Genomic DNA, 11853 nt, shown 5'->3' with positions numbered 1-11853 from the left:
CACTGCCCGTCTGCCCGCGAGCCCCCTCGGTCGATGCGGTCCACGCGGGCTCTGAGCGCGCTCTCAGACTGAGAACGTACAGTGAGGGCGCTCTGCACCGACGGCCCTCGATCAACGCCGTCACCAGCAGATACGCTTCACCAGCGCCAACGACCACCACCTTTCCTCGACTGAGAGAGCAACTACAGCGATGCCAACGGGTCCCGACAAAGGCAGTCAGAACAAGTCGGCTGCGAAGGCGGACAAAGCCATCAACGCAGCCAACAAGAAGTCAGCTCGCAAGAAGAAGGGTGGCGTGCCCACCGCCACGGGCAGGCAGATTCCCTGGCTGACGGTTGCCGGTGTCGTAGTGGTCGTCGGTCTCGTCGCAGGCCTCGGCATCAATCTGTATCCGAAGTACCAGGATCGAGCCGAGGCGCAGAAGTTCGCGCCCAGCGAGGCCAATCAGGATCCGTCGACCGGCATCGAGGGCGTGACCGTGCAGGAATACCCCGCGGCGCTGCACGTCGGGCGCACGCAACGGGTCGCCTACGACCAGACGCCGCCGTTCGGTGGACCGCACGATGCCGTGTGGGCCACCTGCACGGGAATCGTCTACCCCGAGGCCATTCGCACCGAGAACGCCGTGCACTCCCTCGAGCACGGTGCCGTCTGGGTCACGTACAACCCCGACGATCTGAACGCGGACCAGGTCCAGTCACTGGCCGATCGCGTCGACGGTGAAACGCAGATGATGATGTCGCCGTACCCGGGCCTCGACTCCCCGGTCTCGCTGCAATCCTGGGGCCACCAGCTCAAGCTCGACAGCGTGGACGACGAGCGCATCAGCCAGTTCATCTCGGCACTGCGCCTCAACCGCTTCGCCTACCCGGAGGTCGGTGCCAGCTGCGCATCGGTACCGGGCACGGGTGACAATGCCTTCGATCCGGACAACCCGCCGCTGTTCGACGCCTCCGCGCCCGGCCCGGACGCGGTGCCGATGGACGGTGCCGGGATCACTCCCGACGCCAGCGAGACCGGTGGAGCGGGCGGGATGCAGCTGCCCAGCGATCTCCAGATCCCCGCCAGCTGATGACCGCACCGACACCGACCGAGGATGCGGCACACACCATGTCCACGACGAAGCCGAGTCAGCGCACCGCGCTGGTGGCGCTGGCCCTGATCGCCGTCCTGGCGATCGGGTTCGCGCTGGGCTTTCTGGTGGGGAATCCGTTCCGCGACGATGACAGCTCGCCTGCCGCGAACTCGGTCGATGTCGGTTTCGCACAGGACATGACCGTGCACCACAACCAGGCCATCGAGATGGCGGCGGTGGCATTGACCAATGCTCCCGATCAGGCCGTCAAGAGCCTGGCGTTCGACATGCTCACCTCGCAGCAGAATCAGGTGGGCCAGATGCAGGGTTGGTTGGCTCTGTGGGACCGCGCACCGATATCGACCGACGGCTACATGACCTGGATGACCGAGGACGACTCGCACGGGCACTCGATGGGCGGGATGTCCATGGACCCCGGATCATCGGATCCCACCAGGGCAATGCCCGGCATGGCCAGTTCGACGGAGCTCGCCGCGCTTCGGCAGGCGACGGGCACGGATGTCGACGTGATGTTCCTGCAGCTCATGCTGCGCCACCACGAGGGCGGCCTGGCGATGATGGAGTACGCGCAGACTCACGCGCAGTCGCCCGCGGTGATCAACCTGGCCGAGTCCATGGTTGCGACTCAGACCAGCGAGTCGACGCTGATGAAGCAGATGCTCGCCGAGAAGGGTGCGCAGCCGCTGCCCGAGGGGTGATTTCGACTCCGGTCACGCATGCGCTAGTCTTTCGTACAGCCCAACAGGCACATCGGCTGAAGCCGGTGCGCCCCCGTAGCTCAGGGGATAGAGCGTTCGCCTCCGGAGCGAAAGGCCGCAGGTTCGAATCCTGCCGGGGGCACACATCTTTCACGCATGTCATCGACGTACGGTGGCTGCTCGAACGAGACGGTGGACTTCGATGTCCGAGAATCTCCCCCCTTTCGAGACCGTCGTCGACGATCTGTATTCGCTCCCTCCCGCTGATTTCGTCTCGCATCGCGCCGCATACGTCACTCGGTTCAAGAAGGCCGGAGACAAGTCCGGTGCCGCCAGCATCGGTGCCCTCCGCAAGCCCACTGTCGTGGCCTGGTTGGTGAACACACTCGCTCGGCGAGACGAATCGGCCGTGGCGGAACTGCTCGACCTCGGTGAACAGCTCGAACGAGCCCAGCAGCGCGGCGACGGCCCCCGACTGCGTGAATTGTCCACTGCTCGAAGCACTTCGATACGCGCCCTGTCTGATCGAGCCGTCTCGCTGGGACGCGACCTCGGGGCGACCGTCGGCGACAACGCTGCGCGCGAGATCTCCAACACCCTGAACGCGGCGATGGCCGATCCCGAGATTCGCGACCGCGTACGAGCGGGCCGCACCGTTACGGCCGAAACCTACAGCGGCTTCGGGCCTGCACTGCTCTCCCTTGTTCCCGACCCGCCCGACGACGAAGACGAGTCCGACCCGGCGCCCCCGGAGACCGAGGCCGACGGGCAGAAATTCACCGAAGCCGAACGGAACCGACTGCTAGCAGAACTCGAATCGGCCGAATCCGACCTCGATACCGCTCGAACCGAAGCCGACGACGCTCGGGCCGACACCGACAGAACGGCGTCCGAACTACGCAGCGCTGCAGCGGAAGTGGAGCAGATCGAGGCCGAACTGGCGGCTGCCAGAGCCAGAGCGCAGGCTGCGCGAGAAGCAAACGAGACCAGCGTCGAACAGGCGGAGTCGACAGCGGAGGCACTCGAGGCCGCCCGCGCGCGGGTCGTGGAAGCCCGGTCGGCCCTCGACGCCCTGTCCTGACCTACCCTCACGGAGTGACCACACGCTGGCAAGCCGAGAACTCCGCAGACGATTCCAAGCGATACATCGAGCGATTCGACCGCCTGGCCGAACGCGGCGTCGATCTCCACGGCGAGGCCCGCATGCTCGACGCGGTGGTCTCCCCCGCGTCGAGCATCCTCGACGCCGGATGCGGCACCGGCCGGCTCGGTGCCGAACTCGCCCGCCGCGGCCATCGAGTGACTGCGGTGGATCTCGATCCGGTTCTGGTGGAAGCCGCCCGAGCGCGCCCGGAACTCGACGTGCATGTCGCCGACCTGACGACGTTCGATCTGGGACGAACGTTCGACGCGGCTGTCGCGGCAGGTAACGTCCTCGTCTTCATGGAGCCCGGTACCGAACGTGCAGCGCTGCAACGCATCTGGGCACACCTGACCGACGGCGGTGTGTTCGTCACCGGGTTCGCCACCGATCGCGAGTACACCGTCGGCATGCTCGACGAGGATCTGGCGGCGGTCGGCTTCGTCCTCGAGCACCGATTCGCCACGTGGGATCTGCGGCCATGGCGCGCCGATGCGGACTGGGCTGTGACCGTGGCACGCAAGCCGGCTCTGCTCGCCTGAACCGAGGGAAACAACCCAGCGATCATCGTAATTCGAGTGTCGAGGGTTGATTCGGACGCCCGAGGGAAGACTGTGCGTCATGAAGGAACACATGGCGAAGCTACGGGAATCGTTCTGGTTCATCCCCGCTGTCCTCGGAGTTGTCGCACTGGTGCTCGCGCAGGCCTTGGTGAGTCTCGATCGCTATCTGCTGGACAGCCGCATGGAACTGACGGGTTCGCTGCTCTATCGCGTGGGTGCCAGCGGCAGCCGGGACATCCTCGGTGCCATCGGCGGGTCCATGCTCGGTGTGGCCGCGACGTCGTTCTCCATCACCATCTCCGTTCTCGCCACGGCCAGCTCCTCGTACGGCCCCCGCCTGGTGCGCAACTTCATGGCGGATCGCGGCAACCAGGTGGTGCTCGGCATTTTCGGTGCCACGTTCCTGTACTCACTGATGGTGCTGCGGTCGATTCGCTCGATCGAATCCGACGGGTCGGTCTTCGTGCCGGACATAGCCGTCAACGTTGCCGTCGCGCTCGCGGTGGTCGACGTGGGTGTGCTCGTCTACTTCATTCATCACATCGCCCAGTCGATTCAGGTGGCAACGCTGTCCGGTCGGGTTCGCGACGAGCTCTCCGAAACTGTCGACGAGCTGTACCCACTCGAACAACCCGACGACGCCGCCTCGGCGGAGGGTGTCGTCAAGCCGCCCGTCTACACCACGATCCTCGCCGAGGAGTCCGGGGTGATCATCGACATCGACGAACGCGGGGTGCTCGAGATCGCCACCGACAGCGGCACCTTGGTCGAAATTCATCGCGCACCAGGTGAGCACGTCGTCGCGGGAGAGCCGCTCGCCGATATCCTCGCCGACCGCTCCGCAGACATCTCAGAGGACGCGGTCGATCGAATTCGAGGCTCGTTCGCTATCGGCACCAGTCGAACACCTCGGCACGATATTGCGTTCGCCGTCGAACAGATGACGGAAATGGCGGTGCGTGCGCTGTCGACCGGAGTCAACGACCCGTACACCGCACGCAACGCGCTCGACGATCTCTCGGTCGGGCTCGTCGCGGTCGTCCAGCGCCCAAGGCCCCACCGCGCACGCTGTGACACCGACGGGACCGTGCGCGTGATCGTTCGCCGCGTGGCCGTTCCGCCGCTGATCGATCATGCCCTCGACGCGGTGCGGATCTACGGCACCGGTAGCCCGATGGTGGTGCAGGCCGGCATTCGCCTCGCCGAGCGAGTGGGCCGTGCCGCCCGGACAACCGAGAACGTCGATGCCGTACTGACCCAACTGACGCTTCTGGACAGTGCGTTGGCAACCGGCGACACGGACTCTGTGCGTACGGCCGAAGCCCGAGAGCAGATCTCGCGCGCCCGCGCGGCGATCACCGATCGGGTTCCACTTGCCGTACCTCGCGTGGAGATTCGGTAGACGCACGAACCGGACACCGTGGGAGGATGGTCGGTATGCCAGCACCGTCTCCGCTTCCCCTCGATCCCATTGCAGAGGCACACCGCCAGTGGACCGAGCACGGGTGGTCCGATGCCGCCGACGGTATGGCCGCAGTCACGTCGTTGATGCGCGCGCAGCAGATCATGTTGGCCCGGGTCGAGGAAGCGTTGAAGCCGACGGGACTGACCTTCTCGCGCTACGAATTACTCACCTTGTTGACGTTCACCAAGAACGGCGCTCTGCCGATGGCGAAGGCGAGTGCGCGTCTGCAGGTGCATCCCACGAGCGTGACCAATGCTGTCGACCGCCTCGAATCCGTCGGATACGTTCGACGCATCCCACATCCGAGCGATCGACGCACCACGTTGGTCGAAATCACCGACGAGGGACGCACGTTGGCCGTCGAGGCCACCGAGCGCTTGAACTCGCTGGTGTTCGCGCGCCCCGGGCTGGCACGCGACAAGTTGCTGGCGCTCGTCCGAATCCTGGCGGAACTGCGTTCGGATGCAGGCGATTTCGACAGTGATGACATCACCACATCGTTCTGAGTTCGATGGTGACTCGTCACAAGACAATGGCACACCCGTACCGTTCGTGGTGCAATTGCTCTGCGAGCAAGGCGGAGTCGATCTGCTGAAGGGCGGGGCGGGGTGCTGGTGTTGGGGGTCGGGGCGGGTGCGCACGGTGCACGCGCGATATTGACGTATCTGGACAGCCCCCACCGCACACCCATCGTATCGCGGACGGTGCGCCGTGCCCCGGGGCAGTCGTTGTCCACCACGATCGCCACCGGCGTCGACGCCATCCATTCCATCGCCGCGACGATGTCACTGCCGGTGCAGTTCTCCGCCATCGCGTACCGAGTGACCACCGATCCTGGCACGGTAGCCACCCGCGGTACGGCCCGCACGGCGTCGCTCGTTCCGGAAACCGCTGCGCAAGTGCGCTATCTGCGTTTCATCGGGCTTGTACCCAATCACGGCGTCACCGTGTTGTGCGATATCGGCAGCACCGGAACCACGGTTACCGTCATCGATCTCGCGTCCACTCGCACTCTCATGACGCGGCGCACTGCCACGTTCTGCGGCGACGACCTCGATCATTCGGTTCGCAGGCTGCTCTCGTCCCACGGTGTACGCATCGGAATCGATGCCAGCCGATCCATCAAGGAGCAGCTGAGCGTCGACTCCGTCGTCAGCACCACTGATCCATCCGGCACTGCGCGACATGTGTTGACGCGACGCGACGTGGACGATCTCATCGCCGGACCGGTGCGGTACGCGGGCATGCTGGTGGAGCAGACCATCCAATTGTCCGGTGCCAGACCGCAGTCGATCGTCGTGGTGGGCGGCGGTGCGAACATGACCTCGATCGCGCGGTCGCTCGAATTGCGGACCGGCCTGACGACCCTGGTGCCTCCGATGCCGGAACTGGTCTCGGCCCGCGGTGCCGCCCTCCTGTCCCCCGACAGGTAGGGCGACCCCGGGAGCGGAGCCCTACCGGTGTTGGAAGTTCGGCGTCCGCTTCTCGATGAAGGCCGACATTCCTTCCTTCTGGTCCTCCGTGGCAAACGTCGAGTGGAACACGCGGCGTTCGAACAGAACACCTTCACGAAGGCTCGACTCGAACGATCGGTTCACTGCCTCCTTCGCCATCATGGCGACCGGCAGCGACATCTCGGCGATGGTGGTTGCGGTCGCGATGGCGTCGTCGAGGAGATCCGCGACCGGCACGATGCGTGAGACCAACCCTGCCCGCTCGGCTTCCTCGACCTTCATGTTGCGACCGGTCAAGCACATCTCCATGGCCTTGGCCTTGCCCACCGCTCGCGTCAAGCGCTGTGACCCGCCGATTCCCGGGATGACGCCGAGCTTGATCTCGGGTTGTCCGAACACCGCAGTGTCCGATGCGATCAGTACATCGCACAGCATCGCGAGTTCGCACCCACCGCCCAGTGCGTAACCGGACACCGCCGCGATCAACGGCGTTCGCGCCGAGGCCAGTCGATCCCATGCCGCGAAGAAATCGTCGAGGTACACGTCCATGTAGGACTTGGGCTGCATCTCCTTGATGTCGGCACCGGCAGCGAAGGCCCGCTCGGAACCGGTGATGAGGATTGCACCGATGCCCGTGTCCGCGTCGAGTTCTTCGACCACCGAGACGACCTCGCGCATCAACTCGGAGTTGAGCGCGTTCAACGCCTTGGGACGGTTGAGCGTGATGATGCCGACGCGGCCTCGACGCTCGAGCAGAATTGTCTGGTAGTCACTCACAGGCCTGCTCCGTTCGAGCGTTCGCGAATGTCGTTGATGATGCCGGAGAAGTCGACGTCGGTGCCGCCCCCGGAGGTTCCCTTGAATCGTGCGTACAGCTCGGCAGCCTGGAGGCCGAGAACACCCTCGACGCCGTTGTCCCGCAGTGCATTGGCAGCCAGGCTCAGGTCCTTGTCCATGAGCGCTGCCGCGAACCCGGGTTTGTAGTCGTTGTTGGCCGGGCTCGTCGGAACGGGACCGGGCACCGGGCAATTGGTCGTCAGTGCCCAGCATTGACCGGACGCAGTCGACGCCACATCGAAGAGCGCCTGGTTGCTCAGACCGAGCTTCTCCCCCAGCACGAACGCCTCACTGATGGCGATCATCGACACGCCGAGAATCATGTTGTTGCAGATCTTGGCGGCCTGACCGTTGCCCGCCGCGCCGCAGTGCACCACCTTGCGGCCCATGACGTCGAGAACTGCTGCAGCAGAGGCGAAATCCTCCTCCGATCCGCCGACCATGAAGGTCAACGTTCCCGCGGCGGCTCCCCCGACACCGCCCGAGACCGGCGCGTCGAGACTTCTGTGGCCGGCCTCGTGCACCAGCGTGTGCGCGGCGTGCGCGTCGGCGACATCGATGGTCGAGGAGTCGATGAACAACGTTCCCGGTGCCGCCTCGGGCAGCAGGTCCGCGTACAACCCGAGAACCAATTTGCCGTTGGGCAGCATCGTGATGACGATGTCGGCATCGGCGACGGCGGCCACGGCCGACTCCACCACGGTGACGCCGTCCTTCGCGGCCTGCTCCAGCGCGGCGGGCACCAGGTCGAAGCCCTGCACCGTGTAGCCGGCCGCAGCCAGATTGGCGGCCATCGGCCCACCCATGTGGCCGAGGCCGATGAAGCCGATCGTCTTCTCGCTCATGACTGCTCACCTTCTGTGTGTGCGTTCGACAGGCCCAGTTCCGCGTCCCCGAGAGGTAGGAAGTACCGGTCGATGTCCTCGGGCGTGACGTCTGCCAACGTACGCGGTTGCCATTGCGGATTGCGGTCCTTTTCGACCACCTGTGCTCGAATTCCTTCGACGAGGTCGTGGCTGGACAGCGACGCGACCGACACGCGGTATTCCTCGTCGAGTACCGCCTCGAGCGTCGGCAGCGTCGCTGCCCGGCGCAGCGATCTCAGTGTCACTGCCAGCGACACAGGCGATTTGGACGCAATGTCCTCCGCCGACTGCTGCGCCTCGGGCACTGTGCTGGCGGCAAGAGCGTCGACGATGCCCTGAACGTCGTCGCCGGCGTAACACTCGTCGATCCATTCCTGCTGGCCTTCGACCGTGGACTCCGGTGCAGGCTCGCTGAACGTCGCTACGGCCTCGCCGACGCCGACCGTCTCGAGTGCCGAGTAGAAGTCGTCCAACTTGTCGGACGGAATGTAGTGATCGGCGAATCCGACCGCGATGGCGTCGGCGGCAGTCATTCGCGCCGTGGTGAGCGCGAAGTGGGTCCCGATCTCGCCGGGAGCGCGCGAGAGCAGGTACGTGCCACCCACATCGGGGACGAAGCCGATACCGACCTCGGGCATCGCGATCTTCGACCGTTCGGTCACGATGCGAGTGTTGGCATGCGCCGAGAGTCCGACGCCTCCGCCCATGACGATGCCGTCCATGATGGCCACGAACGGTTTCGGGAACCGCGCGATCGCGGCATTGAGGATGTACTCCTCACGCCAGAAGTCCTTGCTGCCGCTGCCGCCGTCCTTGGCGTCGTGGTAGATCGAGACGATGTCGCCGCCCGCGCACAATCCACGCTCTCCGGCTCCGGTCAGGAGAACGACGTCGACAGCGTCGTCGATTGCCCACTGCTCCAACGCCGGTGCGATCTCCCGCACCATCGCATGATCGAGCGCGTTGATCGCCTTGGGGCGGTTGAGGGTGATCCGGCCGATACCGCCGGAGACCTCGAGGATCACGTCGCTCATGCGGCACCCACGATCGATCGGGCGACGACGACGCGCATGATCTCGTTGGTGCCTTCCAGAATCTGGTGCACCCGAAGATCACGGACTATCTTCTCGACACCGTATTCGGCCAGGTACCCGTAGCCACCCAGCAACTGCAGCGCTCCGTTGGCGACTTCGAAACCGGTGTCGGTTCCGAAACGCTTTGCCATGGCGCACATTTCGACCTTCTCCGGAGCATCGTTCTGCAATGCGTCCGCGGCCCGCCACAGCAGCGTGCGCGCGGCCTCGAGTTCGGTCTTGTAATCGGCGAGTCGAAACTGAAGCGCCTGCGCATCGAGCAACCGTGCCCCGAATGCTTTGCGCTCGGCCAGATAGGAGACGGCTTTGTCGAGAGCGGACTGCGCGCCGCCGATCGAACACGCGGCGATGTTGATACGTCCGCCGTTGAGGCCGTTCATCGCGATACGAAACCCGTCGCCCTCGTTGCCGAGCAGATTCTCCGCCGGAACGCGAACTCCTTCGAGAACGACCTGTCGGGTGGGCTGAGCATTCCAGCCCATCTTCTTCTCGTTCGCTCCGAACGAGAGACCGGCAGAGTCCTTCGGCACGATGAACGCCGAGATGCCCCGCGGACCGGAAGAACCGGTGCGTGCCATCACGACGTAGACCTCGGAAGTACCTGCGCCGGAGATGAATTGCTTGACCCCGTCCAACACGTATTCGTCACCGTCTCGCACTGCCTTGGTGCTGAGCATCGCGGCGTCGGATCCCGCACCGGGTTCGGTCAGGCAGTAACTCCCCAGCTGATCCATCGCACACAGCCCCGGCAGCCAGCGCTGCCGTTGCTCGTCGTTGCCGTAGGTGTCGATCATCCACGCAACCATGTTGTGGATGGAGATGTACGCCGCAATGGACGGATCACCGGTGGCCAGTTGCTCGAAGATCCTCACCGAGTCGACGCGGGTCAGGCCCGATCCGCCGACATCCTCGCGAATGTAGATACCGCCCATTCCCAGACCCGCTGCCTTGCGCAGCACATCGACCGGGAAGTGTTTCTGCTGATCCCACTCGATGGCGTTCGGGGCCAGGAACTCGTCGGCGAATTCGCGGGCGGTGTCGTTGATCGCTCGTTCGTCCTCGTTCAATGCGAACATCGCCGGATCAGTCCATGTTCGGAATGACGAAGTGATTCTGAGCTGCCGCCTCTTTGGTGCCCGACGGCCAGCGCTGGGTGACGGTCTTGGTCTTGGTGTAGAAGCGGATCGAATCGGGTCCGTGCTGGTTCAGATCGCCGAATCCCGAACGCTTCCAACCACCGAACGTGTGGTACGCGATCGGCACCGGAATCGGCACGTTGACGCCGACCATGCCCACCTGGACGCGGGAGCAGAAATCGCGAGCGGTGTCGCCGTCACGGGTGAAGATGGAGACGCCGTTGCCGTATTCGTGTTCGGTGGGCAGGCGCAGCGCGTCCTCGTAGTCCTTCGCGCGTACGACGATCAGGACGGGTCCGAAGATCTCTTCCTTGTAGATGCGCATGTCGGTGGTCACCTTGTCGAACAGCGTTGCGCCGGCGAAGAATCCACCTTCGTGGCCTTCGAGGCTGAAGCCGCGGCCGTCGACGACCAACTCGGCTCCCTCGTCCACACCGATCTGGGTGTAGTCGTTGACTCGCTTCAGCGCATCGCTGCCGACGAGCGGGCCGAAGTCCGCGCTCTCGTCGTCGCTGCGGCCGATCTTCAGCTTCGCCACTCGCTCGGTGAGTTTGGCGACCAACGCGTCGGCGGTCTCCTCACCGACGGGAACGGCGACGGAAATCGCCATGCACCGCTCGCCTGCCGAACCGTATGCAGCTCCGAGCAGAGCGTCGGCAACCTCGTCGAGATCGGCGTCCGGCATCACCAGGGCGTGGTTCTTGGCTCCACCGAAGCACTGTGCGCGCTTACCGTGCTGGGCTGCGGTCTCGTAGATGTACTGCGCGATGGGCGTCGAACCGACGAAGCCGATCGCCTTGACGCGGTCGTCGGTGAGGAGCACGTCGACGGCATCCTTGCCGCCGTTGACGACGTTGAACACACCCGGCGGCAGTCCCGCTTCGAGGAAGAGCTCGGCGAGCTTGAGCGGGACCGACGGGTCACGCTCGGAGGGCTTGAGGATGAACGCGTTTCCGCAGGCGATGGCCGGGCCGGCCTTCCACAGCGGAATCATCGCCGGGAAGTTGAACGGGGTGATGCCGGCTACGACGCCGAGCGGCTGACGCATCGAGTAGACGTCGATTCCGCCGCCTGCACCCTCGGTGTACTCACCCTTGAGCAGATGCGGGACGCCGACGGCGAACTCCACCACCTCGACGCCGCGCTGGATGTCGCCCTTGGCGTCGGCGATGGTCTTGCCGTGCTCGGAGGAGAGCAAGCGGGCCAGTTCCTCGGTGTCGCGGGTGACGAGCGCCAGGAACTTCATCAGCACGCGGGCGCGACGCTGCGGGTTCCATTTCGCCCATTCACGTTGGGCCTGTTCGGCATCGGCAATGACGGCCTCGACCTCGGACACGTCGGCCAGGGGCACACGGGCCTGCACCTCGCCGGTGTTGGGGTCGAAGACGTCCCCGAAGTTTCCGGAGGTTCCGGCGACGTGCTTGCCGCCGATGAAGTGTGTGAGTTCGCGAGCCATGGAATTCGTCCGTCCTCGAGCGTGGAAGTGAAGTACGCCCATCCTAT

The 11853-nt window shown here is 64.9% G+C and carries 12 protein-coding genes and 1 tRNA gene; 8 read left to right on the top strand and 5 right to left on the bottom strand.

Annotated elements, in window-relative coordinates:
* Window positions 1-190: 190 nt before the first annotated feature.
* The 8 genes from AABD04_RS08650 (at window position 191) to AABD04_RS08615 (ending at window position 6396) form a co-directional block, all read left to right on the top strand.
* Complete coding sequence (locus AABD04_RS08650; RefSeq protein ID WP_341440904.1) at window positions 191-1072, top strand: DUF3105 domain-containing protein; 882 nt, start codon at window positions 191-193, stop codon at window positions 1070-1072.
* Between the two features lie 38 nt (window positions 1073-1110).
* Entirely contained in the window at window positions 1111-1794 is a 684-nt protein-coding gene (locus AABD04_RS08645; RefSeq protein ID WP_341440903.1) for a DUF305 domain-containing protein, read from the top strand.
* A gap of 69 nt (window positions 1795-1863) precedes the next feature.
* Window positions 1864-1936, top strand: a tRNA-Arg gene (locus AABD04_RS08640).
* Between the two features lie 60 nt (window positions 1937-1996).
* On the top strand, window positions 1997-2875 hold the full coding sequence (locus AABD04_RS08635) for a hypothetical protein (protein ID WP_341440902.1): 879 nt from the start codon (window positions 1997-1999) through the stop codon (window positions 2873-2875).
* Between the two features lie 14 nt (window positions 2876-2889).
* Window positions 2890-3477: a class I SAM-dependent methyltransferase gene (locus AABD04_RS08630; protein ID WP_341440901.1), complete on the top strand. Its 588-nt coding sequence runs from the start codon at window positions 2890-2892 to the stop codon at window positions 3475-3477.
* 79 nt (window positions 3478-3556) lie between these two features.
* On the top strand, window positions 3557-4900 hold the full coding sequence (locus AABD04_RS08625; protein ID WP_341440900.1) for a DUF2254 domain-containing protein: 1344 nt from the start codon (window positions 3557-3559) through the stop codon (window positions 4898-4900).
* 35 nt (window positions 4901-4935) lie between these two features.
* Complete coding sequence (locus AABD04_RS08620; RefSeq protein ID WP_341440899.1) at window positions 4936-5469, top strand: MarR family winged helix-turn-helix transcriptional regulator; 534 nt, start codon at window positions 4936-4938, stop codon at window positions 5467-5469.
* A gap of 102 nt (window positions 5470-5571) precedes the next feature.
* The gene (locus AABD04_RS08615; protein WP_341440898.1) at window positions 5572-6396 is read left to right on the top strand and encodes an Hsp70 family protein; all 825 of its coding nucleotides are present in this window, start codon (window positions 5572-5574) and stop codon (window positions 6394-6396) included.
* A 21-nt stretch (window positions 6397-6417) separates the two neighbouring features.
* Here the strand turns inward: AABD04_RS08615 and AABD04_RS08610 are convergent, their stop codons facing one another.
* The 5 genes from AABD04_RS08610 to AABD04_RS08590 are packed head-to-tail and all read right to left on the bottom strand — an operon-like array spanning window position 6418 to window position 11806.
* A complete protein-coding gene (locus tag AABD04_RS08610) occupies window positions 6418-7194 on the bottom strand; it encodes an enoyl-CoA hydratase (protein ID WP_335742774.1) in 777 nt (258 codons plus the stop codon).
* Complete coding sequence (gene mmsB, locus AABD04_RS08605) at window positions 7191-8099, bottom strand: 3-hydroxyisobutyrate dehydrogenase (RefSeq protein ID WP_243597110.1); 909 nt, start codon at window positions 8097-8099, stop codon at window positions 7191-7193. Before mmsB ends, AABD04_RS08610 begins: the two co-directional genes overlap by 4 nt.
* On the bottom strand, window positions 8096-9154 hold the full coding sequence (locus AABD04_RS08600) for an enoyl-CoA hydratase/isomerase family protein (protein ID WP_341440897.1): 1059 nt from the start codon (window positions 9152-9154) through the stop codon (window positions 8096-8098). The genes mmsB and AABD04_RS08600 overlap by 4 nt, the downstream gene beginning before the upstream one ends.
* A complete protein-coding gene (locus AABD04_RS08595) occupies window positions 9151-10290 on the bottom strand; it encodes an isobutyryl-CoA dehydrogenase (RefSeq protein ID WP_243597108.1) in 1140 nt (379 codons plus the stop codon). The genes AABD04_RS08600 and AABD04_RS08595 overlap by 4 nt, the downstream gene beginning before the upstream one ends.
* A gap of 7 nt (window positions 10291-10297) precedes the next feature.
* On the bottom strand, window positions 10298-11806 hold the full coding sequence (locus tag AABD04_RS08590) for a CoA-acylating methylmalonate-semialdehyde dehydrogenase (RefSeq protein ID WP_341440896.1): 1509 nt from the start codon (window positions 11804-11806) through the stop codon (window positions 10298-10300).
* Window positions 11807-11853 lie beyond the last annotated feature (47 nt).

This window comes from Rhodococcoides navarretei, from assembly GCF_038069675.1.
Classification (GTDB): Bacteria; Actinomycetota; Actinomycetes; order Mycobacteriales; family Mycobacteriaceae; genus Rhodococcoides; species Rhodococcoides navarretei.
Note: the sequence above shows the minus strand (reverse complement) of the source record. Positions and strands in the feature narration are given on the sequence as shown.